Annotated in this window: 19 protein-coding genes and 1 riboswitch; of the genes, 15 read left to right on the forward strand and 4 right to left on the reverse strand. The window is 66.2% G+C overall.

The window, feature by feature from the left end; translation table 11 throughout:
- Positions 1 to 183: 183 nt before the first annotated feature.
- The gene (locus QRO95_RS19955; protein WP_049400562.1) at positions 184 to 1,761 is read right to left on the reverse strand and encodes a BCCT family transporter; all 1,578 of its coding nucleotides are present in this window, start codon (positions 1,759 to 1,761) and stop codon (positions 184 to 186) included.
- Between the two features lie 245 nt (positions 1,762 to 2,006).
- Positions 2,007 to 2,108, forward strand: a riboswitch (TPP riboswitch).
- Positions 2,109 to 2,190: 82 nt separating this feature from the next.
- Here QRO95_RS19955 and thiC point away from each other — a divergent pair.
- The 6 genes from thiC (at position 2,191) to QRO95_RS19985 (ending at position 11,733) form a co-directional block, all read left to right on the forward strand.
- Complete coding sequence (thiC, locus tag QRO95_RS19960) at positions 2,191 to 4,035, forward strand: phosphomethylpyrimidine synthase ThiC (protein WP_285303296.1); 1,845 nt, start codon at positions 2,191 to 2,193, stop codon at positions 4,033 to 4,035.
- Between the two features lie 139 nt (positions 4,036 to 4,174).
- Positions 4,175 to 4,846, forward strand: coding sequence for an ion channel (locus QRO95_RS19965; protein WP_032128402.1), 672 nt, complete (start codon positions 4,175 to 4,177; stop codon positions 4,844 to 4,846).
- A gap of 260 nt (positions 4,847 to 5,106) precedes the next feature.
- On the forward strand, positions 5,107 to 7,431 hold the full coding sequence (locus QRO95_RS19970) for a winged helix-turn-helix domain-containing protein (RefSeq protein WP_107431606.1): 2,325 nt from the start codon (positions 5,107 to 5,109) through the stop codon (positions 7,429 to 7,431).
- A gap of 115 nt (positions 7,432 to 7,546) precedes the next feature.
- Positions 7,547 to 8,446, forward strand: coding sequence for a helix-turn-helix transcriptional regulator (locus QRO95_RS19975; protein WP_032128400.1), 900 nt, complete (start codon positions 7,547 to 7,549; stop codon positions 8,444 to 8,446).
- A 49-nt stretch (positions 8,447 to 8,495) separates the two neighbouring features.
- The gene (locus QRO95_RS19980; RefSeq protein WP_032128399.1) at positions 8,496 to 11,354 is read left to right on the forward strand and encodes a TonB-dependent receptor; all 2,859 of its coding nucleotides are present in this window, start codon (positions 8,496 to 8,498) and stop codon (positions 11,352 to 11,354) included.
- Between the two features lie 169 nt (positions 11,355 to 11,523).
- Positions 11,524 to 11,733, forward strand: coding sequence for a hypothetical protein (locus QRO95_RS19985; RefSeq protein ID WP_032128398.1), 210 nt, complete (start codon positions 11,524 to 11,526; stop codon positions 11,731 to 11,733).
- Positions 11,734 to 11,789: 56 nt separating this feature from the next.
- Here QRO95_RS19985 and QRO95_RS19990 read toward each other — a convergent pair whose 3' ends face one another.
- Together QRO95_RS19990 and ppa are read right to left on the reverse strand one after the other, a co-directional pair.
- Positions 11,790 to 12,911: an HDOD domain-containing protein gene (locus QRO95_RS19990; protein WP_285303297.1), complete on the reverse strand. Its 1,122-nt coding sequence runs from the start codon at positions 12,909 to 12,911 to the stop codon at positions 11,790 to 11,792.
- Between the two features lie 152 nt (positions 12,912 to 13,063).
- Complete coding sequence (gene ppa, locus QRO95_RS19995; RefSeq protein WP_285303298.1) at positions 13,064 to 13,600, reverse strand: inorganic diphosphatase; 537 nt, start codon at positions 13,598 to 13,600, stop codon at positions 13,064 to 13,066.
- A 184-nt stretch (positions 13,601 to 13,784) separates the two neighbouring features.
- On the opposite strand from ppa, the gene QRO95_RS20000 reads away from it, so the two are divergent.
- The 4 genes from QRO95_RS20000 to QRO95_RS20015 all read left to right on the forward strand — a co-directional run bounded on the left by QRO95_RS20000 (position 13,785) and on the right by QRO95_RS20015 (position 19,054).
- A complete protein-coding gene (locus QRO95_RS20000; RefSeq protein ID WP_285303299.1) occupies positions 13,785 to 14,258 on the forward strand; it encodes a hypothetical protein in 474 nt (157 codons plus the stop codon).
- A 72-nt stretch (positions 14,259 to 14,330) separates the two neighbouring features.
- On the forward strand, positions 14,331 to 14,831 hold the full coding sequence (locus tag QRO95_RS20005) for an RNA polymerase sigma factor (protein WP_014038389.1): 501 nt from the start codon (positions 14,331 to 14,333) through the stop codon (positions 14,829 to 14,831).
- A 104-nt stretch (positions 14,832 to 14,935) separates the two neighbouring features.
- Positions 14,936 to 15,868, forward strand: a complete 933-nt coding sequence (locus QRO95_RS20010) for a FecR domain-containing protein (protein WP_285303300.1) — start codon at positions 14,936 to 14,938, stop codon at positions 15,866 to 15,868.
- Between the two features lie 267 nt (positions 15,869 to 16,135).
- Complete coding sequence (locus QRO95_RS20015; protein ID WP_285303301.1) at positions 16,136 to 19,054, forward strand: TonB-dependent receptor; 2,919 nt, start codon at positions 16,136 to 16,138, stop codon at positions 19,052 to 19,054.
- Between the two features lie 96 nt (positions 19,055 to 19,150).
- On the opposite strand, the gene QRO95_RS20020 is transcribed toward QRO95_RS20015, so the two are convergent.
- Positions 19,151 to 19,408: a DUF2789 domain-containing protein gene (locus QRO95_RS20020; RefSeq protein WP_006390068.1), complete on the reverse strand. Its 258-nt coding sequence runs from the start codon at positions 19,406 to 19,408 to the stop codon at positions 19,151 to 19,153.
- Positions 19,409 to 19,514: 106 nt separating this feature from the next.
- On the opposite strand from QRO95_RS20020, the gene QRO95_RS20025 reads away from it, so the two are divergent.
- The 5 genes from QRO95_RS20025 to QRO95_RS20045 are packed head-to-tail and all read left to right on the forward strand — an operon-like array spanning position 19,515 to position 22,467.
- Positions 19,515 to 20,102: a biliverdin-producing heme oxygenase gene (locus tag QRO95_RS20025; RefSeq protein WP_101766032.1), complete on the forward strand. Its 588-nt coding sequence runs from the start codon at positions 19,515 to 19,517 to the stop codon at positions 20,100 to 20,102.
- Between the two features lie 31 nt (positions 20,103 to 20,133).
- Positions 20,134 to 20,601: a YbaN family protein gene (locus tag QRO95_RS20030; protein ID WP_285303303.1), complete on the forward strand. Its 468-nt coding sequence runs from the start codon at positions 20,134 to 20,136 to the stop codon at positions 20,599 to 20,601.
- Entirely contained in the window at positions 20,588 to 21,316 is a 729-nt protein-coding gene (gene exbB, locus QRO95_RS20035; protein WP_285303304.1) for a tonB-system energizer ExbB, read from the forward strand. Before QRO95_RS20030 ends, exbB begins: the two co-directional genes overlap by 14 nt.
- 9 nt (positions 21,317 to 21,325) lie before the next feature.
- Complete coding sequence (gene exbD, locus QRO95_RS20040) at positions 21,326 to 21,751, forward strand: TonB system transport protein ExbD (RefSeq protein WP_285303305.1); 426 nt, start codon at positions 21,326 to 21,328, stop codon at positions 21,749 to 21,751.
- On the forward strand, positions 21,748 to 22,467 hold the full coding sequence (locus QRO95_RS20045) for an energy transducer TonB (RefSeq protein ID WP_285303306.1): 720 nt from the start codon (positions 21,748 to 21,750) through the stop codon (positions 22,465 to 22,467). The genes exbD and QRO95_RS20045 overlap by 4 nt, the downstream gene beginning before the upstream one ends.
- The last annotated feature ends 101 nt before the right edge of the window (positions 22,468 to 22,568 follow it).

Genomic DNA, 22,568 nt, shown 5'->3' on the forward strand with positions numbered 1-22,568 from the left:
CGGGAGCAGGCCCAATCGGCCGCCTGACCCCGTCCAAGTCTCGGGGGTCACTTCAGGACGGGTTTACGGCGTGTCCTGCCTACCCACACCGCCCCGCCCAACCAGCAGAAACCCAGAGCTGCCCTGGCTTTTGAATTTGCACTTGCTTGAAAAAGCGGTGCAGCCGCAGGCTGCAAAACACCCTCAATCCTGATCGTGCGCGCGCGCCGCCTCCGCCTGGGTCTCCTCCTGCGCCGCCATCTCCCGTGCGATCCACGCATCGATCATGTGCCGCTGGCGCTGTGCCTGCCGCCGCTCCCGCGTGTACTCCTGGTCCAGCACCCGGTACAGCGACACCATCACCAGCACCATCAGCAGCGCGAATGGCAACGCCGCAATCGTGATCATGCCCTGCAGTGCATCCAGGCCACCGGCCAGCAGCAACGCCGCTGCGATCAGCGCCACCGCGATGCCCCAGGCCAGCTTGCGCTTCAACGGCGGATCGCCTGCCTCGTCAGTGGACATGCTGGCCAGCACCAGCACCGCCGAATCGGCTGATGTCACGAAGAAGATCATCAGCAGCACCAGTGCGATGCAGGAAAGCAGCAAGGGCAGCGGCATGCTGTCAAACAGGGTGAACAGCACCGTTTCATAGCCATTGCCCAGCGCCTGCACCAGGTCGGCGTGGCCGAAGATCTGCGCCCACAGCGCAGTACCACCAAACACCGCGAACCAGAAGAAGCCCAGCACCGTGGGTGCCAGCACGACGCCGATGACGAACTCGCGGACGCTGCGCCCACGCGAGATGCGCGCGATGAACGAGCCGACGAACGGGGCCCAGGAAATCCACCACGCCCAGTAGAAGATGGTCCAGTCCGCCACCCATGTGCTGCCCGAGAACGGCGACATGCGCAGGCTCATCGTCACCAGCTGGTTGAGGTACGACCCCAGTGTGGTGGTGAACGTATCGAAGATGAATCCGGTCGGACCCAGCACCAGTACGGTGGCCGCAAGAAGCGCGGCCAGCGCAAGGTTGAAGTTGGACAGCCACTTCACCCCGCGCTCGACTCCGCTGGCGGTGGACGCCATGTACAGCACGAACGCGATGGCGATGATGGTCAGCTGCAGTGGCACACCCGCGTGCAGGCCGAACACGCGTTCCATGCCGGCAGCGATCTGGATGGTGCCGAAGCCCAGCGTGGTGGCCACGCCAATGGCAGTGGCAACAACCGCGGCGATGTTGACCACGCGTCCGATCCAGCCGCGATGGTGCCGGCCGATGATCGGTTGCAGCATGTCACTGACCAGTCCACGGCCATTGCGGTTGAACTGGAACCAGGCCATGGCCAGGCCGATCAGCGCGTAGATCGCCCACGGGTGCAGGCCCCAGTGGAAGAATGCATAGCGCATCGAAGCCCGCGCCGCGTCCATGCTCTGCGGTGCGAGGCCTTCTGGAGGCTTGGTGAAGTGGGAAATCGGCTCGGCGGCGCCCCAGAACACCAGGCCGATGCCCATGCCGGCGGCGAACAACATCGACATCCAGCTGGCGCGCGAGAACTCCGGCTCGGCATCTTCACCGCCGATGCGCAGGTTGCCGAAGCGACCGAATGCCAGGTACATCAGGAACGTCAGTGCCAGGAACACGACCAGAAGATAGAGCCAGCCGACACTGCGGATGACATCGGCCAGTACCGACTGCACCACGGTATTGAAGGGGCCGGGTGCAACACCGGCAAGCAGCACCAGAAGCAGAACCAGTGCGATGGAAACGCGAAACACCATGAAGGAGCTTCTCCGATCAAGGGATTGAGGGGAGCGAGCAGAGCTTGCTGCGAGGGGCCGGCGACATGCAGCACAGACCGGGCAGGGGCCGCGGAGGCGGCGGGGAAACACCGGCCGCAGCGGCACGATGCGCGTGCACGTTACTGAATGCGATGTCACGGTTCTGTTAATACAGAAACAGCAGATCCACGCCGTGCGTGGATGGAACCACCAGGAGCTGCAGTGCGTTCTATGCTCTAATGCACACCAAGAAGCGGGGGTACCGCGGCCATGTGGCCACGGTTGAGACAGTCCCTTGGAACCTGATCCGGCTCATACCGGCGTAGGGAAGCTTTGCAGTGCAGCCATGCCCGGACTCCGCCCAAGGACCGTCCGGGCGCGGCAGCAGTGCGCCGCCGCTTCGTCCCTGACCTTCCTGGACGATGCCCGATGAACGCACAGCTCTCCGCCCTGCAGCAACAGGCCCAGCAACTCTCCGAATCCGTGACCCGGCCCATTCCCGGCTCGCGCAAGATCCACGTGCCCGGTTCACGCCCGGATCTGCAGGTGCCGATGCGCGAGATCGCGCTGACCCGCACGCCGACCTTGTTCGGCGGCGAAGAGAATGCACCGGTGACCGTTTACGACACGTCGGGCCCGTACACCGATCCGGAGGTGCGCATCGATCTGTCCGCTGGTTTGCCGGCACTGCGTCGCGGCTGGGTGGAAGAACGCGGTGATACCGAGCGGCTGGAAGGACTGAGTTCTTCGTTCGGTCGCGATCGCGAGCATGACCCGAAGCTCGATGCGGTGCGCTTCCCCGCGCGCAGCCTGCCACGCCGTGCGCGTGCAGGTGCCAACGTCACCCAGATGCACTACGCGCGCCGCGGCATCATCACGCCGGAAATGGAATTCGTCGCCATCCGCGAGAACCAGCGGCTGGACGCGATCCGCGATGCCGGCCTCCTGCAGCAGCACCCGGGCGAGGCGTTCGGCGCGTCGATCCAGAAGATCATCACCCCGGAGTTCGTGCGCGACGAAATCGCCCGCGGCCGTGCGGTGCTGCCCAACAACATCAACCATCCGGAAAGCGAGCCGATGATCATCGGCCGCAATTTCCTGACCAAGATCAACGCCAACATCGGCAACAGCGCCGTGTCCTCGGGCATTGCCGACGAGGTGGAGAAGCTGGTGTGGGCGATCCGCTGGGGCGGTGACACGGTGATGGACCTGTCCACCGGCAAGCACATCCATGAGACCCGCGAGTGGATCATCCGCAACTCGCCGGTGGCGATCGGTACCGTGCCGATCTACCAGGCGCTTGAGAAGGTCGATGGCCGCGCCGAAGCACTCACCTGGGAGATCTTCCGCGACACACTGATCGAGCAGGCCGAGCAGGGCGTGGACTACTTCACCATCCACGCCGGCGTGCTGCTGCGCTATGTGCCGCTCACCGCCAAGCGGGTCACCGGCATCGTCAGCCGTGGTGGCTCGATCATGGCCAAGTGGTGCCTGGCGCACCACAAGGAGAATTTCCTCTACACGCATTTCGAAGAGATCTGCGAGATCATGAAGGCCTATGACGTGACCTTCTCGCTGGGTGACGGCCTGCGCCCGGGCTGCATCGCAGATGCCAACGACGCGGCGCAGTTCGGTGAGCTGGAGACGCTTGGCGAACTGACGAAGATCGCCTGGAAGCACGACGTGCAGACCATGATCGAAGGCCCCGGCCACGTGCCGATGCAGCTGATCAAGGAGAACATGGACAAGCAGCTGCGCGAGTGTGGCGAAGCGCCGTTCTATACGCTGGGCCCTCTGACCACCGACATCGCACCGGGCTACGACCACATCACCAGCGCGATCGGTGCGGCAATGATCGGCTGGTTTGGTACGGCCATGCTCTGCTACGTGACGCCGAAGGAACACCTCGGCTTGCCCAACCGCCAGGACGTACGCGACGGCATCATGGCCTACCGTATCGCCGCGCATGCGGCCGACCTGGCCAAGGGACACCCCGGCGCGCAGGTGCGCGACAACGCGCTGAGCAAGGCGCGCTTCGAGTTCCGCTGGGAAGACCAGTTCCATCTCGGGCTGGACCCGGAGAAGGCCAAGGAATTCCATGATGAGACCCTGCCGAAGGATGCGCACAAGCTGGCGCACTTCTGCTCGATGTGCGGCCCGCACTTCTGCTCGATGAAGATCACCCAGGACGTGCGCGACTACGCCGAGGCCGGCATGAAGGAGAAGTCGAAGGAGTTTCGCGCCGCCGGCGCCGAGGTCTATCACCAGGGCTGACGTGTAACGGGTAGTGCCGGCCGCTGGCCGGCATTCCGTCGTGCGTGGGACCGGGGGAGAGTGCCGGCCAGTGGCCGGCACTACCGCTCATCACGTCGCTCCCGGCTATCCTCCGCCCATCACCCTGGGGAAGGACGCCATGCCCGTTGCCATCACCACCCGCTGGCTGGCCATTGCCCGCCGCCATCCTTCGGCCTGGCTGCTGGGTGCCCAGTTGATCGCGGTGCTGCTGTATCCCGCACTTGATGACACCGCCGGCGGCCGTGCGGCACTGGGCATGTTCGGCATGGCGGTACTCGGCCTGGCGCTGTGGGTGGTCCAGCGCAGTCCGCTGGGCACCTGGCTGGCACTGCTGCTGGCCATTCCTTCGGTGGTGTTCTCGCTGGCCGGCGCACTGCTGGATCGCAGTGCGCTGCTGACCACCGCGCAGCTGCTGGAAAGCCTGCTGTACTTCTATACGGCCGGTGCGCTGATCGCCTACATGCTCCAGGACCATAAAGTCACCCGCGATGAACTGTTCGCAGCAGGTGCGACATTCACGTTGCTGGCGTGGGCCTTCGCGTTTGCTTTCGCCGTGTGCCAGCAATGGTATCCGGGCAGTTTCCAGGGCACCGGTGGTGGCGCGCAGCGCACCTGGATGGAGCTTCTTTATCTGAGCTTCAGTTTGCTCTCGGGTGTTGGCTTGAGCGACGTTGTGCCACTGCATCCGCAGGCGCGCGCCTTGGTCATGCTGGAGCAGTTTTCAGGCGTGATGTACGTAGCTTTGGTGGTTTCGCGACTGGTTGGATTGACCATGCTGCGGCGCATGTGAAAATGAACGCCAGATAAAAATTTCGCGCCCCGCAGGGCGCGAATGGTGCTGCAGATTATGTGAATGCGTCGGCGAGAGAGAGCCTGGATGTCGACCACGCGATAGGCGAGGTAACCCGCATAGGCTAGTATTCGCCCGCTTCATTGTTTTTGCGGTATGCGCCGATGCTTTGTGCGGAGTCTGGCTTTTTGCTGTTCCCAGGACGGGAGGGTATCGAAGGCAAACGCTGCCCCGGACCTGTCTCTACTGTGTAGCGGAAAATGAACAGCAGTGAAAACCAGCCCCCCGGATTCGATCGGATCCGGATAGGAGAGTGCACTGTCACTCTGTCCTCGCGCGAAGTCGAGGTCGTCGGTGCGCGTCGCCCGCGTCGGCTGACGCCGAAGGCGCTGGGCGTGCTGCGTGTGCTGCTGCGCCAGCCGGGGCGTGTTGTCACCCGCGATGAACTGTTCGCGGAAGTCTGGCCGGACACGCTGCCGACCAATGATGTGCTTACCCAGGCCGTCACCCAGCTGCGCAAGGCGTTCAGCAACGACGACGACAACGGCCAGGCCTATATCGAGACCATCGCCAAGACCGGCTATCGCCTGCTGGTGCCGGTGCAGGTACTGGACGATGTCGAGCCGGCGCCGCCGGCGGGAGCCGATGACGAAATCGTGGACATGCAACCGGCGATGGCCATCGCCGAGATGATGCCGCCACACGTGCAGGCATCGCGCCGCCGCTGGCGCCACGTCCGCCGGCGCGTACTGCTGGTGCTGGGCGTGCTGATGCTGGCCACGGTGGTGGTGCTGACCGCGCTGCTGCTGCGGCGGGCACCGGCCAGCAGTTCAGCTGTGGACGCGGCCGTGGAGAACGGCACGCGCGTGATCGGCAGCCCGCAGCGTCCCTATCGGTTGATCACCGCGACCAGCGGCTTTGAAACCTATCCCACGCTTTCACCCGATGGTTCATTGGTGGCCTATGAGGGCGCCAACGAAGACGGGCAGGGCGGTGGCGCGATCAAGGTGCAGACCTCCGGCAACGCGCCTGCACGGCAGCTGCTGGCTCCGCCGGCCGGCTCGGTCGATCGCTTCCCGAGCTGGTCGCCGGATGGACGCGAGATCGCCTTCGCGCGGTTCAGCAACAACGGCGGTTGCCAGGTGCTGATCGCCAGCGCGACCGGTGGTGCCCTGCGCCAGGCCACACGGTGCGATGGCACCGAGCTGCTCAGTTTCGACTGGACGCCGGACGGCCGTGGTCTGGTGTTCGGCAGCATGGTGGGGCGCTATGCCCATCGCGGCATCCGCAAGCTTGATCTGGCCAGTGGCCAATGGGAGGCGCTGGACTACGGTGTCGCCGAGGATGACTTCGACTATGCGCCGCGCTACTCGCCTGATGGCAAGTGGCTGGTATTCGTGCGCAATCCGCAGCTGGGCGACCTGTGGCGCATGCCGGCCGCGGGTGGCACGCCCGAGCAGCTGACCAACGAGGCCGCTGAACTGCGTGGCTGGGCCTGGTTGCGTGATGGCCGGACGATCGTGTTTGGACGCCGGGTCGACAGTGAGGTGCGCCTGTACTACCTGGACGTCGAGAGCCGCACGCTGCGCGACGCCGGGCTCGACGACGCACAATGGCCGGCGACGGCGCGCCGCGCGGGCATGCTGGCCTTCGTTCACCGCCGCGCGCAGTTCGGCATCTTCAAGGTGCCGATGGAGGGCGGTTCACCCCCGCAGCGCTTGTTTGCGTCCAGCGGCCGAGATGGGCAGCCGATGGCGGCGCCGGATGGACGCCAACTGGTGTTCACGTCCGATCGTTCAGGCAGCTTCGCGCTGTGGTGGGCGGACATGGAGCGCCCCGATTCGCTGCGGCCTATCGAAGGATTGCGGCCTGAGGCACGTCAGGCACCGGACTGGTCGGCCGACAGCCGGCGGTTGCTGGTGGTCGGGCGCGACGAACACGGACGCACGGTGGTCTATGAGATCGCCCCACGTGACGAACGCGTCCAGCCGTTGCCGGTACCGTCGGAGCAGCCGCTGCAGGCACTGTACGGCGCAAACCCGGACCAGCTGCTGGTAGTCGAGCGCGATGACCAGCAACAGACCCGGCTGAGCCTGTTTGATCGAAGCGTGCAGCCTTGGCGCCGCCTTGCCAGCATCGAGGGCGTGTCTCAGGCGCGGTTCGATCGCAGCAGCGGGCGTGTGCTGTTCACCCGCCTGGCGGCAGGTGGCCTGTGGTCGGTGGATGCGGCGCTGGCGCCAGGCAGCGTGCAGCAGATCAGCGATGACCAGCCCAGCCGGTGGCGGTACCGGGCCTGGACCGTGGCCGGCAACAGTGCGATCGGCTATCTCGGTACGTCCACCCGCTGCGGTACGACACTGGTGCTGATCCAGGCCGGGCGCGAGGAACCGGAACGCTGCCTGGATGCGGAACGCCTCAGTGCCGGCAACGGGCTGAGTGCCGGCGCCGATGGGCGCACGCTGTTCGTGGCAATGGCGGTCAGCGACGGTGCCGACATCGGTGTGATGCGTTTGCCCGAGCGCTCGCCGACGCTGCTTCCGGCGTTCTCCAAGTTGTTGTTGTTCAACGGAAATGGGCCTTCGTAATTTCTTCGTGGCGACCTCGCCGCGAATTCGTGGCGATCTCGTCTGACTTTCCTGACGTGGTGCCGCCTGATTTGGCAAAACGGAGGCCTGTACTAGGCAAATCCGTGGTGCCCCCATGCGTCAACTCTCGCTGGCCGATCGCGGCCAAACCGTCTCTCTGGACCGGTCGCTCGACGATGCTGCGCCGACCTGCCTGGGCGTGGCCCGGCTCGGCAGCCTGCAGACCGCAGGCAGCAGCTTCACTGTGTGGATGCAGGTGCGCGGCAGCTCCTGGGTGGAAGCCAAGGAAGGACGCTTCCGCTTGCGCCAGGGCGAGTGGATCGCCTTCGAGAAGGAGTCGCGGCCGCTGGTGCAGGCCGGTCGCAACGGCTTGTGCGTTGGCCTGAACCTGACGGTCGAAGCGCTGCGCGTGCTGGCCGAGATGGCCGATTGCGGTCTGTATGCCGGGCGTGGCCGCATGAACCGTGGCGATGCCCGCGTTGCGCTGCGCCTGTGGCGCGATGCGCTTGCCAGTGGCCAGCCGGCACAGGCACTGCGCCCGCTGCTGCTGCACCTGGCGGGCCTGCAGCGTGGGCTGGCCGACAACGTGCAGCGTTGCCCGGGGCGCTCGCGCAGCCGCAAGCGCCAGGTGTTCGGCCGTATGCAGCGCGCCCGCCTGTACCTGGAAGGCAACAGCCACCGCGTGGTGCGCATCGGTGAACTGGCCGAGCTGACCAACTTCTCCAGCTGGTATCTCTCCAAGACCTTCCAGAGCCTGTACGAGGAAAGCCCGCAGTCGCTTTCGGCGCGGCTGCGCCTTGAGCGCGCTGCCGACCTGCTGCGTGACACCGACATGATGGTCGGCGAAGTTGCTGCAGCCAGTGGCTTCGACAACTGCTGCAGCTTCGCGCGTGCGTTCCGCGCCCGCTACGGCCAGTCCGCATCGCGCTTCAGGGAGAACGGCGGCTTGCTGCCGCCACAATCTGCAAAGTCTCCGGTTGGTTCGCGCAAATACAGCGCTGCAACGCAATCGTAACGTGCTGGGGTGTTTTAACACGCTGCTAACACGTACCTTGGAGAGATAGATGAACGTTCGTAATCCCGCAGTGCGGCTGGGCCTTCTGCCGGCTGGCATTGCGTTGGCGCTGACGCCCGCCTTTGCTTCTGCACAGGAAGCAAAGGATGCGACCACCCTGGATCGCATCGAAATCACGGGCTCGCGCATCCGCGGCGCCTCGATGGAGACCCAGCAGCCGGTCCTCACCCTGAGCCGTGAGAACCTGGAAAAGCAGGGCTACACCACCGTCGCCGATGTCCTGCAGAACCTGACCTCGGCAGGTTCGCCGGCCATTTCCCGTGCGGACTCGCTGTCCTCCGGCGAAAACGTTGGCGGCTACTACGTCGACCTGCGCAACCTGGGCGCGCAGCGCACCCTGGTGCTGATGAACGGCAAGCGCCTGGGCGCGACCACTGCCGGCTACCAGGATCTGAGCCAGATTCCGATGGCCGCCGTCGAGCGCATCGAAGTGCTGAAGGATGGCGCCTCCGCCATCTACGGTTCGGACGCCATCGCTGGCGTGGTCAATGTGATCACCCGCAAGCGCTTCGACGGTGCTGAAGCCAGCGTCTATGTCGGCCAGTACGGCCGCGGCGACGGCGACACCAACACCTACTCGTTCACCCTCGGCTCCGAAGGCGAGCGTGGCGGCGTGACCCTGTCGGCCGAATACTCCAAGCAGGATCCGGTGTGGGCGAAGGATCGTTGGTTCAGCCGCGACGGCGGCCTGGGCCCGAACACCACCTCCGGTGATTGGAGCCCGCTGAGCCAGAACAGCACCTGGTGCGACCCGCGCGTGTGGGGCGACTGCAAGCCGCGCGCTGCAGGCCAGCCGCAGCCGGAGTGGATGACCCTGAATCCGGGCGGTGACCCGAAGAATGCGGCCGACTACCACCTGCTGACCCCGGCCGAGTACTCCAATGCCAACCAGCAGATGATGGTGCAGACCGGCATCGAGCGTAAGTCCGTGTACGTCAACGGCAGCTACGATCTGGCCGACTCGATCACCTTCAATGCTGACGTGCTGTACAACCAGCGCACCACCGACCAGCAGATCGCGGGTTACCCGTACCAGTCGCTGTCGTTCGGTACCCCGCTGTCGAAGGACAGCGCGTTCAACCCGATCGGTCAGGACGTCGAGTTCCGTCGCCGCCTGTGGGAAGTGCCGCGTACCACCAAGAGCGACCTCAAGACCCTGCGCTTTGCGCCGAGCCTGAGCGGCTTCTTCGAATTCGCCGGCAAGACCTGGGATTGGGACGTCGGTGCGCTGTGGAACCGCAATGAGCTGACCAAGACCGGCTACGGCGACATGAGCCTGATCGCCTCGCGTCAGGCACTGGGCCAGTCGTTCATCAATGGCCAGGGTGTTGCCCAGTGCGGTACTTCTGCCAAGCCGATCCCGCTGAGCCAGTGCCGTCCGTGGAACCCGCTGCTGCCGTATGGCGTCAACGGCCAGGGCTCGCTTGCCGACCGTGATCTGCAGAACTTCCTGTTCCCGACCTACACCGACACCGGTGTGACCAAGACCACCAGCTACACCGCCAACCTGTCCGGTTCGCTGTTCGAGCTGCCGGCCGGTGACCTGGGCGTGGCCATGGGTTACGAGCACCGCAAGGAAGAAGGCCGCTTCGTGCCGGACGCCTTCCGTCAGTCGGGCCAGTCGACCGGCCTGGCGTCGACCACCACCTCGGGCAACTACTCGCTGGATGAGTTCTACCTGGAACTGAACGTGCCGATCCTGTCGGACCTGCCGTTTGCCAAGGAACTGACCTTCAACGTCGCCAGCCGCTACTCCGACTACAGCAACTTCGGTGACACGATCAACTCGAAGTTCGGCCTGGTGTGGCGCCCGATCGAAGAGCTGCTGGTCCGCGGTACCTACGCCGAAGGCTTCCGCGCGCCGACCGTCGACGATCTGTACGGCGGCACCAACTCGAGCTTCGAGCGTTACACCGATCCGTGCGGTTCGACCTCGCCGGGCAACGTCGCTGGCAATGCTGCCTGCGCCGGGGCCGGCGTGCCGGCCAACTACGTGCAGGTCGGCCAGGGCTTCGCGCCTTGCAGCACCTTCCCGTGCGCGACCCCGGACCAGTTCGTCAGCGGTTCGAATTCGGCTCTGAAGCCGGAAACCTCCAAGAGCAAGACGGTTGGCCTGGTCTGGAGCCCGCGTTGGGTGCAGGGCCTGGACATCTCGCTCGACTGGTACCGCTACGAGCTGAAGAACATGATCATCGCTGACAGCGTTGATCGCATCCTGCGTGACTGCTACGTGCTGGGCAACGCAGCTCGCTGTGAAGGCGTCACCCGTGCCGCCGATGGCCATATCGAGGCGCTGACCTACGGCCTGGCCAACCTCGGCTCGATGGAGACCGAAGGCTACGACCTGGGTGTCAAGTACCGCCTGCCGGAACTGTCGATCGGCAAGTTCAGCATCGACTGGCAGACCAGCTACCTGGCCAAGTACGACGAAGCCGGCCAGAACAAGAAGGGTGAGAACATCACCATCGGTCGCGTTGGTGAGCCGGGCCTGTTCCGCGTCCGTTCGAACCTGGGCGTGAACTGGGAGCTGGGTGACTTCGGTGTCAACTGGACTGCTCGTTACTACTCGGGCATGAAGGAAAGCTGCATCGACGACGCATGGTGCGACGCCCCGAACCACTACGCCAATGGTGAGCCGGATCCGCTGCGCCACACCGGCTCCAACACCTTCCACGACGTGCAGGTCAGCTGGAAGGCTCCGTGGGATGCCACCATCGCCCTGGGTGCGAACAACGTGTTCGATCACCGCGGTGCGCTGCAGTACTCGGCGCCGAACTCGAGCTTCGCCTACTACGGTGGCTTCGACGTCGGTCGCTTCCTGTACATGAAGTACACCCAGCGCTTCTGATCGTTCGAAGTGCGATAGCAATACCGGGAGGGCGGACCGCAAGGTCCGCCCTCTTTTTTGTAGGGGAATTCCGAAATGTCGTGGAAGGTGAGCAGAGTCACGTTCCTGTCGTGTCGTAATCAACACAGTTGCTGGGTCCACTTGCGGACACTTGCACATGGAGAGAGCGATGAAGAGCACGCTGTTGCACAAACTGTCTGCTGCTGCACTGATCTATGCAACATTGGTGGGTGCGGTGTTCGCCCAGACCGGTGGGGTCTGTGGGGGCGGGCTGTACTGCGAAGAGCTGCGCCAGCAATGCTTGGCTGCAGGCAATTCGAAGGTCATGTGCGATCTGCAGTATCGCCACTGCGTGCAGGACGCCTGCGGCGCGCGCTGATGCAAAAAAAGGCGCGCCTTTGGGCGCGCCTTCGAGGTTGTTCCTGCGTTGACAGCTCAGGCCTCGCTGGGCACCAGTCCCATCAACGCATTGGCATGCTCGCGCCACTGCGGCAGCCTGTTGAGTACACCTGCGCGCTGCAGGTAGTCCTCATCCACCGGATCGCCGTTGACCAGCGCCAGCGCCACATGCACCGCACCGGTCACCCAGAAGCTGCGCGTATTGGCGCGCTGCGGCTGCAGGTGGAAGGCAACCGCTTCGATGATCGGCATCGGCAGGCCCCACAGGCCCAGCAGGTAGGCGCCGGCCTCGGCATGGCCGGGGCGGGTGTCACCGGCCAGCGACGGTTCGCTGCGCTCGTTGCGTACGCCGGGCAGCAGCAGGCCGATGTCGGCCAGCAGGGCGGCGGTCGCGCCCAGTTCGGCACTGGATTCGGGCAGCAGGCGCGCGGCCAGGCGCGAGGCGAGCAGGGCGCGCTGCTGCAGCGAATTGCGTTCGGCGGTGGACAGCGTGGGTGTGGAAAACACCTCGCTGGCCAGAACCAGGTCGCGCAGCGTCGACAGGCCCAGGCGGGTCACGGCCGTGCGCAGGTCAGCGATGGTGCGTCCCTGGCTGAAGAACGCCGAGTTCGACAGCTGCAGCACCTTCGCGGCAATGGCCGGGTCGGCCGCCACCAGCTTGGCGACGTCGGCGCTGTCGGCGTCGTCGTCATGCTCCAGCGCCTGGGTCAGGCTCAGGTACAGGTGCGGCGGCGAGGGCAGCTTCTCGATACGGCCGATGGCATCGCGCAGGCGTGGGCTGTCCAGTACTTCGCGCAGCTCTTCCAGGCTGGTCAGCGCTTCCAGCAGCACTTCCGGTGCCAGTGGCAACGGCAGGAAACGGTGAGCGACACCGATCAGGCGTGCCGGCGGCGGCCGGTTGCCGTGCTGGGCATCGATCAGCGCGATGCGGATGGTTTCCGGGCGCAAGGTCCGGATCTGGCCCAGCAGCGTGGTGGCATTGAGATCCGGCAGCTGCGGGCAGACGATCACCGCATCCACGCCCTGCGTGGCCACCGCAGTCATCGCGGTCTGGCCATCGGTGGCGGTCAGCGGCTGCCAGTCTTCCCCAAGATCGGCAATGAATTCGGTCAGCTCGGCCGGCAGGCTGGCTGCATCCCCAACAAGCAGAATACGCACGACACATTCCCCTGGCTGTCTCGACGATGGATGTCGACGACGTGTGAAGTGACGCAATTTACCTAATACGGCGGCACGTGTGATGTGCCGTCGTCATGAAACGTGACCCGCATCGCTCCGGCGGGGTGCCGCCGGAGCGATCCGGTTCAGGCTCAGGCCTTGCTGTCGAGATGGCGCTGGTGCGCCTCGATCAGGATCTGCTTGGCCTCAGCGGCGCCGCCCCAACCGTCCAGCTTGACCCACTTGCCCTTCTCCAGGTCCTTGTAGTGCTCGAAGAAGTGGCCGATGCGCTCCAGCCAGTGGCTGGACACCTGGGCGATGTCTTCGACGTGGGCATAGCCACTGAAGATCTTCGACACCGGCACGGCCAGGATCTTCTCGTCGCTGCCCGCCTCATCGCTCATCTTCAGCACGCCGACCGGACGGCAGCGCACGACCGAGCCCGGAGCCCCCGGCTGCGTCAGCCCCACCAGCACGTCGGCCGGATCGCCGTCGCCGCACAGGGTGCTCGGCACGTAGCCGTAGTTGCAGGGGTAGCGCATCGGGGTGGACAGGATACGGTCGACGAAGATCGCGCCGGTTTCCTTGTCCACTTCGTACTTCACCGGCTCCGAGTCCTTCGGGATCTCGATGATGACGTTGATTTCTTCCGGCGGGTTCTTGCCGGGCGAGACGAGTTCCAGACCCATGGTCGTGCTCCAGGTGGGGGATATAGACGGATAGCCCCCCATTTTATGCCTTTGCCGGGCGCTGTGCAGAGGGAGGGGCCGACGGCGCTGTGGGGCGCGGGCCTACCTGGCAGGCCGGGATTGGCTGATGGGGGCGGCCGGCATGGGAGCGCAGGCTGGACCAATCTTCCCAAGGAGTCTGCCCATGAACGTGTCTGCCCTGCCGTTTGGCCTGACCTGCATGCTGCTGGTTGCGCCTTTGGCCCAGGCGTCCCCTTATGTCGACCTGATCGACTACCCGCACCAGGAGGCCAACTGGGACCGCTTTTTTGCTCTGGAAGGCCGTTTGCAGCATGGCTTCGACGCGATCTGTGGCGACACCTTCTGCGAGGGCGAATACAGCGACATCCGGGCGCTGCGCCTGCGCTGTTCGGTGGATGCGGTGCGGGGAACCATCCATGAGTGCCTGTGGGCATTCGCCGCCAGCGATCTGGAGGTGTCCCGCAACGATGGCGCGATCGTGGCCCGGCAACCGACCTGGCTGTGCCGCCTGCCGCTGGTGGCGGGAACGCCGGTGGAAGCCTTCCATGCCGCGCTGGCCGCGGGCAATCCCCTGCATGACCCGTTGCCGGGGACCTCGCAGAGCGTCTATGACGGGCTGACCGGGTGCATCCATTGATGAGAACGTGACTGATTCTCATTAACGGAGTAGCATGCGCGGCGCCTTCCGTCTGTCGTCCCGGTTCCGCGCATGTCCTCCAATGCCGCCTCCCTCACCGAACTGCTGATCCGCGAGCGGCCCGCGCTGCTGCGCCGGGTGCAACGCATCCTGGGGGGCGACAACGGCGCCGAAGACGTGATCCAGGCGGTGTGGTTCAAGGCACGTGGCGTCGATGACAGCCAGGCCATCGACAACCCGCGCGCCTATCTGTACCGGCTGGCCGCCAACCTGGCCACCGACCATGGCCGCGAATCGACCCGGCGCAACCGTCTGCTGGCCGACCACTACCTGTGGGGGCCGGACGAGGTGATCTCGACCGAAGAGCAGGCGATGGCACAGGACGAGCTGCAGCGGGTGCTCGACGCGGCGGGGCACCTGCCGGAGCCGACCCGCACCATCTTCCGGCTCAACCGCCTGCAGGGCCTGACCCAGGCCGAGATCGCACGCCGTCTGGGTGTGTCGGTGACTACCGTCGAGAACCATGTGCGCACCGCGCTGCAACGCCTGGCCTGGGCGCGCAGCGGCCGATGATCGCCCCGGCTTGGGGTTGGCCCTCGCTGAAACGTCTTGATCACTGGACCGTGGATGCGGTCTAGTTCCTCCGCCCGCGCTTGAATGCGCCTGTCCGCCAGCCGATGAGCCCGCCGAACACGCTGCCCGCCGCCAATGACGATGCCCTGGCCGAACAGGCCCGGGGCTGGATCGCGTGGCTGGCCTCGGGTGACATCGGCGAGGGGCGCATGCACGAGTTCGAGCACTGGCTGGAACAACCGGGGCACCGCCGCGCCTTCGAGTACGAGCGCGCGCTGTGGCGCAGTGTAGGACCACGCCCGCAGGCCCGGCCGGCCGAACGCCGGCGCCCGCGGCGGCTGCGCTGGGCAATGGCCGCTGCAGCTGCGCTGGCGATGCTGGTGGCATGGCCGGAGGCCTGGTTGCGGCTGCAGGCCGACCATCGCAGTACGCATGTCGTGCAGAACGTGCAACTGCCCGATGGCAGTCGTGCCGTGCTGGATGCGGACAGCGCGATCGCCGTGCGGTTTGATGCCGATGCACGCCGGATCGAGCTGTTGCGCGGGCGCGCCTGGTTCGAGGTCAGCCCGGATGCCCAGCGGCGTTTCAGCGTGCGCGCGGGCAATGGTGTGGTCGAGGACATCTCGACCGCGTTCTCCGTCGCACGCGACAACGATCAGGTGGAAACCCAGGTCGGACAGGGCAGGGTGCGCGTGGCCAGCCCGGCCGACGGTGGCTGGACCTACCTGCAGGTGGGACAGCGTGCGGTCTATGGCGAGCGCAGTGGCGTGACGCGTCTGCAGGATGTGGCGGCCGACAGTGTCGGCGCGTGGCGGCAGGGTGAACTGCTGCTGGAGCAGGCCAGCGTCGCCGAGGCCGTGCAATGGGTCGGGCGCTATCGCGCTGGCCCGACCTTCGTGCGTGGCGATTTGTCGCAGCTGCCGGCCGTCAGTGCAGCATTGCGCATCGATCGCCCGGAGCAGGCGCTGGATGCGTTGGCGGCAACAGCAGGTCTTCGGGTTACTCGTCTTCCATTCGGCGTCGCCATCGTGCAGTAGATCCACGCCATGCGTGGATGACCGTCCCTGTGCCGACCAACGGTCGGCACCCACCACTGCAAGCAGCCGACCAATGGTTGGCACCCACCGCAGCAACCAGCCGACCCACGGTCGGCACCTGCCGCGGCCGCAAATCGCTCTTGGGGTTGCCACGCTTTCATCCGTCTTACTCCGCGAACGTACCCGCCGCCGCCAGTACGTCGCCGTGTCCGCCCGTGTTGCGGATGTCGCCGCGCCCGCGGCACCGATTACCTGACAGGTTCCCCCATGTTCGATCTCCATCGTCCGGGCCGCATGCCGCGCCCGTCCCGCCTGTGCATCGCCCTGCTGGCGGCCGGCCTGGCCAGCGCCGCGCCCTCCGTACTCGCGCAGGATGCCAGCGGTGACCACGCTGCCGTGCAGCGCTTCGATATCCCCGCGCAGCCACTGGACGAGGCGCTGCGCAGCTACATGCGCCAGTCCGGCGTGCAGGTCGTGTACCCGGCCACCCTGGCCCGGGGTGTGACCTCGCGTGCGGTCAGCGGCAGCCTGTCGGCCAGCGAGGCTTTGCAGCACCTGCTGCAGGGCAGTGGCCTGGCGGTGCGCCGGGTCAGTGCCGATGCGGTGACCCTGGAAGCGGCAGCGTCGGCGCAGGCCGACAGCGGTGTGATCGTCACCGATACGCTGAGCGTGGCCGGCGACCGTATCGACAGCGGCGCAACCAGCGACGAGGCGCGCCTGCTCGACGGCTATCGCAGCGTCGGCTCCACCACCACGCTCAACCGCACGCACCTGGAGCGATTCCGCGGTACGTCCAACGGCGACATCGTCAAGGGCGTGGCTGGCGTCACCGCCGGTGATCCGCGCGTGGGCAACGGCTTCGACGTCAACATCCGTGGCATCCAGGGCCAGGGCCGCGTGCCGGTGATCATCGACGGTGGCCAGTCCAGCATGGATACCTACCGTGGTTATGCCGGCCAGTCGCAGCGCACCTACCTCGACCCGGACCTGATCTCCAGCCTGACCATCACCAAGGGCCCGAGCCTGCAGGCCAACGCCTCCGGTGGCATCGGCGGCGTGGTCGAGATGGAGACGCTGAAGATCGGTGACGTGCTGCGCGAAGGCCGGGACTTCGGCGTGCGCGTGCGTGGCGGCCTGGCCAACAACAGCGCCAACAACCTGCCGTCCTACAGCGCCGCGCCGCGTACCGACCGCAGTGCCACCGGCAGCCAGTTCTTCAACGTGGCCGCTGCGGGACACTGGGATCGCTTCGATCTGGTTGCCGCCTACGCCTACCGCGACAACGGCAACTACTTCTCCGGCAAGCATGGCTACGATGACTTCCCGCAGACCCGGCGCACGCTGGCGCCGCTGAATCCGCCGCGTACCGAGGTCTTCAATACCTCGGCGCGCTCGAAGTCGGCGCTGCTCAAGGGCACCTGGCGCATCGACGATGCACAGACCCTGGAAGCGGGCTACCGCCGCTACGAGGGCACCGCTGGCGAGATCATGGCCTCGCAGATCATCCGTGTGGATCGTGACCGCATTCCGCAATGGGACCCGGGCCACGTCGACATGGACAGCTACACCCTGCGCTATCGCTTCAACCCGGACAGCGAGCTGGTCGACCTGCGCGTCAACGCCACGTACACCGATACCGACAGCGTGATGTACAACAGCCTGACCGGCATCACCCCCTGGTACTTCGATCGCCGCACCGAGTGGTACGACGCGCCCAGCTTCAGTGGCGACCCCGGTTACAAGGATGCCTACCGCAATCCGCTGCGGCAGAAGCGCTTCGGCCTGGATGCCAGCAACACCTCGAAGTTCGATACCCACGCCGGTGCATTCACCCTCGACTACGGCCTGTCCTACAGCGATGAGGACATTGCACCGGGCAGTTCGGGGCCGGTCATGCACGATGACCTGATCAACAACCGCTTCCTGCGCAACGCCGAGCGCAAGGAATACAGTGCCGTGGCCTCGCTGAAGTGGCAGCCCGATGAGCATTGGGAACTGCTGGCCGGCGGCCGCTGGAACCGCGTGGATGTGCATGACCGCAACCGCCTGGCCACGCCCGATGCCTACGAGGTGCAGGGCCAGTACCGCTACACCGAGCTGCTCAATGGCAACCCGGCGCTGCCGTCGTGGCGGGCCAAGCGCATCGCGCTGCTGAACTGGTATCCGGACGCCAACGGCAATTTCACCCAGGAGTCGCTGCTGGCTTCACCGTACAAGAAGGGTACGGTGGGCGACATCGGTGGCTGGAACTTCTACGACGCCGGCAAGGCGCAGGACCTGGAGGTGCCGGTCAGCTGGACCTGGTCGCAGCCGATCCGCCGTCGTGACACCGCGTTCTCGCCGACCGCCAGCGTGGCCTACCGCTTCAGCGAAGACACCATGGTCTACGTGAAGTATGCCGAAGGCACCAAGCTGCCGAGCCTGTTCGAGACCACGCTGGGGCTGTTCACCGCCGCCAAGCCGGTCGGCGAACTGAAGCCGGAGCGTGCGCGCAGCTGGGAAATCGGTGCCAGCACCATCCGCTACGATCTGTTCACTGCCGGCGACCGCCTGGCGCTGAAGCTGGCGTATTTCGATACCCGCATCGACGACCTGATCACCCGTGACTACCGCACGCTCTCGGCCGGCCTGATCCGCAACGTCGACCAGTTCAAGGTCTCGGGCATGGAGTTCCAGTCCAGCTATGACAGCGGCAAGGTATTTGCTGATCTGTCCGCGCACTATTACTTCAAGGCCAAGACCTGCGCACCGGACATCGCAGCCGAGCGCCGTGCCTATGGTGCACAGCGCAGGAACGATGAACTGGCCAACACGCCGAACTGCGTGGACGGCGGCTTCGAGGGCTCGTACACCAATACCCAGAACCCGCCGCGCTACATGGTCAACCTGACCCTGGGCTCGCGCCTGTTCGACGAGCGCCTGACCTTCGGTACCCGCGTGGTCCACAACGCCGGCCCGATCAGCAAGCTGGACAAGGACTGGAACGTGGGCCTGTCGGCGATCCAGCAGCTGTACCGGCCGACCACCCTGGTCGACCTGTTCGCCAGCTGGAGCTTCAACGACCAGCTGTCGGTGGAGGCGGGCGTGGACAACGTCACCGACCGCTACTACCTGGATCCGCTGGCGCTGGGCGTGATGCCGGCCCCGGGCCGTACCGCGAGGCTGGCGCTGACCTGGAAGTATTGATCGTCGGGGTCGGATCCCTTTCCTGCAGAAAGGGCTCTGACCCCAGCGAGAGACAACGGTAGCGCCGGGCCATGCCCGGCGCCTTCCTCCAGCCGGTTACAGCCCGGTCGCCGCCTTCACGGCATCTTCGTGCAGCGACTCGTTCAGCTCATCCACCACCGTGGTCCATGCCGCATCGGCCTGCAGCGACTCGGACAGGAACTGGCGCTGGGCATCGTTCCAGTACGGCGCTTCGACCACTTCCACATCGGTGGCCAGCTGGTGTTCGCGGATGAAGCGGGCGATGCCCTCGGCGCTGGCGTCCAGGCCCAGCTGCAGGAACAGGTTGGTCATGCGCGGTTCGGTGGTGATCATCGTCGGTTCCTGCGGGAAGAAGGGATACGCCATTATCGGTGCACATGGCCTTGGGGAAAGCCCCATGGCGAACGTCTACAGCAGGACGACCCCCTTGGCATCCCCCATGAACGCACACATCGCCCCTGAAGACAGCCGCAGCCTGCGGCTCAAGGCCGCCACCCGCGACAGCCATGGCGCGCTGGACAAGCGCATCATGGCCGGCGACATCTTCGCCGACCGCAGCAACTTCGCCCGTTTCCTGCGCGTGCAGTACCGCTTTCATCGCAGCATCGATGCGCTGTATGCCAACCCTGCGCTGGATGCACTGCTGCCGGACCTGGGTGAGCGCCGCCGCCTGACCCAGGTGGCGCGCGACCTGCAGGATCTGGAGCAGACCCTGCCGGCGGCCGACATCGCACCGTTGCCGTCCGATCTGGAGCTACCCGCCGCATTGGGGTGGCTGTATGTGGCCGAAGGCTCCAATCTCGGCGGCACCATTCTGTACAAGATGGCTGCCAAGCTCGGCCTGGATCGTGATTTCGGCGCCCGCCACCTGGCCGCACACCCGGATGGCGCGGCGCGCCACTGGCGTGAATTCACCGCTGCGCTGGATGCGGTGCCGCTGAGCGCCGAGCAGGAGCAGCAGGTGATCGATGCGGCGGACGCCGCCTTCCGCAGCGTGCACGGCCACGTCGAAGTGGAATTCGCCTGATGCACGCCTCCCGCCTATCGGCGCAACGCTGATGCGCTGGCTCTGGTTCGCGCTGGGCTGGCTGATGGTCGGTCTCGGGGTGATCGGCGCGCTGCTGCCGGTGATGCCGACCACCATCTTCCTGATCCTGGCCGTGGGCTGCTTCGCGCGCAGTTCGCCGAAGTTCGAGCAACGCCTGCTGGCGCACCCGCGCTACGGCCCGTCACTGCGGCTGTGGCGCGAGCAGGGCGCGGTGTCGCGCAAGGGCAAGGCGTTTGCCAGCGCCGGCATGGCGGTGGGCTTCGCGCTGTTCTGCTGGGGCGCACATCCGTCCTGGCGGCTGCTGCTGGGCGTGGGCCTGTTCTTCGCGGTCAGCGCCGGCTACGTGCTCAGTCGGCCCGCACCGCGGTTGGAGCCCAACCCGGTCGTGGAAGTGGACGACGCCAATGATCCGCGCACGGTACGCCGCCGTGTAGCGACCCCTGATGCTGATGGAAAACGAGACGATGCTGCCTGCTGACCTGGCCCCCGTGGCTGCCCCTGCACTGACGCCCTGGGGCATGTATCTGGCCGCCGACGTGGTGGTGAAGACAGTGATGATCGCGCTCGCGCTGGCGTCGCTGGCCACCTGGACCGTGCTGCTGGCCAAGGGGTGGGAGCTGGCCCGGCAGGGCCGGCAGCTGCGTGCAGCGCGCGCGCTGCTGCTGCAGGCGCCGAGCCTGCCCGGCGGGAGCGTGGAGGCCAGCCTGCAGCAGGGCACCGCACTCGCCATGCTGGACGCAGCGCGCACCGAACTGCGCCTGTCGCAGGAACTGGATAGCCGCGACGGCATCAAGGAGCGCGTGGCCTCGCGCCTGGACCGCATTGAACTGGAAACCGCGCGCGTGCAGCGACGCGGCATCGGCGTGCTCGCCAGCATCGGCGCGGTGGCGCCGTTCGTCGGCCTGTTCGGTACGGTGTGGGGCATCATGAACAGCTTCATCGGCATCGCCCAGAGCAACACCACCAACCTAGCGGTGGTTGCGCCCGGCATCGCCGAGGCTCTGCTGGCGACCGCGCTGGGTCTGGTCGCAGCGATTCCCGCCGTGCTGGTCTACAACCACTTCAGCCGCGTGCTGGCCGGCCTGCGGGGTCTGCTCGGCGATCTGTCCGCGGCTGTGCAGCAACTGGTCTCGCGCGATCTCGATCGTGCCGTTCCGCGTACCGCAGCCGCGCCGCTGCGTGCGGTGCACTGAGGCGCGTCGATGGCGATCAGGACCGCGTCCGACCGCGATGATGTGCCGGAAGAAGCACACGAGATCAATGTCACGCCCTTCATCGACGTGATGCTGGTGCTGCTGATCATCTTCATGGTGGCCGCACCGCTGGCCACCGTGTCGGTGCCGGTGCAGCTGCCGGCCAGCAGCGCCAGCGCCACGCCGCCGGAACAGGCACCGGTGTATGTGACCGTGCAGGCCGATCTGTCGCTGCGCGTTGGTGAACAGGCCGTAGCGCGCGACGGGCTGGCCGCTGCATTGCAGGCGGCGACCCACGGCGATACCGCGCAGCGCATCTTCCTGCGTGCCGATACCCACGTGCCCTACGGCGAACTGATGGCAACGCTGGATGCGCTGCGTGCGGCGGGCTACCTGAAGGTGGCGCTGGTTGGCCTGGAGCAGGGCGCACGATGAGTGGACTGCGGCGCTGGGCGACCAGCCTGGCGATCGTGCTGTTGGTGCACGCGCTGCTGATCGGCGCGGCCTGCTGGTGGGTGGCCCGCGCAACGGAGCAGGCGGCAACAGCACCACCTGCGGCGCTGATGCTGGAGCTGGCACCGATGGCACAGGCACCGCCGGTGCCGCCGCGCGAGGTCGCGACTGGGCCGCTGCAGCAGCAACAGCAGCGGCAGGCGCCGACGCCAGCCGTGCGTGAACAACCAAAGGCGCCGGTGCAGCCGCAGGGTGAGCTGCCACCGCCGCGTACACCGGAGCCGACGCCGTCGCCGGACACCGCTGACGCCAATGTGGCGCAGACCAGCGCACCGCCGCAGGTGGCGGCTGATGCGGCCACACGCTACACCGCACCGCAGACCACGGCGGGTGAGCGCAGTCGTGCCGAGGCGACCTGGGAAGGACGCCTGCTCGGGCACCTGCAGAAACACCGCCGCTATCCGCGCCAGGCCGAGCGGCTGCGCCAGCAGGGTGTGGTCTACGTGCGCTTTGCGGTTGCCCGCGATGGCGCGGTCTCGGGGTTGAAACTGGGCCGCAGCAGTGGCTTCGCGCTGCTCGACCAGGAGACGCTGGACACCGTGCAGCGGGCCAACCCGGTACCGGCGCCGCCGGCCGAAGTGGCCGGCGACCCGGTGGAAGTGATGGTGCCGGTGTCGTTCTTCCTGCGCGGGCGGTGACCTTGTAGCGTCGAGCTTGCTTGTATGTTCCTCCCGGCTCCTACGAGGTATGTAGGAGCCAGGGTGGAGGGACCGTCAAGCATGCATCTGCGGATACTAGC

The sequence above is a fragment of the Stenotrophomonas maltophilia group sp. Smal13 genome, from assembly GCF_030236855.1.
Lineage (GTDB): Bacteria > Pseudomonadota > Gammaproteobacteria > Xanthomonadales > Xanthomonadaceae > Stenotrophomonas > Stenotrophomonas maltophilia_A.

Coding starts and splice junctions, on each gene's coding strand:
- QRO95_RS19975 (WP_032128400.1), top strand. CDS start 7,547: ATGCGTCAACTCTCGCTGGCCGATCGCGGCCAAACCGTCTCTCTGGAC.
- QRO95_RS20025 (WP_101766032.1), top strand. CDS start 19,515: ATGAACGCACACATCGCCCCTGAAGACAGCCGCAGCCTGCGGCTCAAG.
- QRO95_RS19970 (WP_107431606.1), top strand. CDS start 5,107: ATGAACAGCAGTGAAAACCAGCCCCCCGGATTCGATCGGATCCGGATA.
- QRO95_RS20015 (WP_285303301.1), top strand. CDS start 16,136: ATGTTCGATCTCCATCGTCCGGGCCGCATGCCGCGCCCGTCCCGCCTG.
- ppa (WP_285303298.1), bottom strand. CDS start 13,600: ATGGGTCTGGAACTCGTCTCGCCCGGCAAGAACCCGCCGGAAGAAATC.
- QRO95_RS20005 (WP_014038389.1), top strand. CDS start 14,331: ATGTCCTCCAATGCCGCCTCCCTCACCGAACTGCTGATCCGCGAGCGG.
- QRO95_RS20000 (WP_285303299.1), top strand. CDS start 13,785: ATGAACGTGTCTGCCCTGCCGTTTGGCCTGACCTGCATGCTGCTGGTT.
- thiC (WP_285303296.1), top strand. CDS start 2,191: ATGAACGCACAGCTCTCCGCCCTGCAGCAACAGGCCCAGCAACTCTCC.
- QRO95_RS20045 (WP_285303306.1), top strand. CDS start 21,748: ATGAGTGGACTGCGGCGCTGGGCGACCAGCCTGGCGATCGTGCTGTTG.
- exbB (WP_285303304.1), top strand. CDS start 20,588: ATGCTGCCTGCTGACCTGGCCCCCGTGGCTGCCCCTGCACTGACGCCC.
- QRO95_RS19965 (WP_032128402.1), top strand. CDS start 4,175: ATGCCCGTTGCCATCACCACCCGCTGGCTGGCCATTGCCCGCCGCCAT.
- QRO95_RS20020 (WP_006390068.1), bottom strand. CDS start 19,408: ATGATCACCACCGAACCGCGCATGACCAACCTGTTCCTGCAGCTGGGC.
- QRO95_RS19980 (WP_032128399.1), top strand. CDS start 8,496: ATGAACGTTCGTAATCCCGCAGTGCGGCTGGGCCTTCTGCCGGCTGGC.
- QRO95_RS20030 (WP_285303303.1), top strand. CDS start 20,134: ATGCGCTGGCTCTGGTTCGCGCTGGGCTGGCTGATGGTCGGTCTCGGG.
- QRO95_RS20010 (WP_285303300.1), top strand. CDS start 14,936: ATGAGCCCGCCGAACACGCTGCCCGCCGCCAATGACGATGCCCTGGCC.
- QRO95_RS19955 (WP_049400562.1), bottom strand. CDS start 1,761: ATGGTGTTTCGCGTTTCCATCGCACTGGTTCTGCTTCTGGTGCTGCTT.
- exbD (WP_285303305.1), top strand. CDS start 21,326: ATGGCGATCAGGACCGCGTCCGACCGCGATGATGTGCCGGAAGAAGCA.
- QRO95_RS19985 (WP_032128398.1), top strand. CDS start 11,524: ATGAAGAGCACGCTGTTGCACAAACTGTCTGCTGCTGCACTGATCTAT.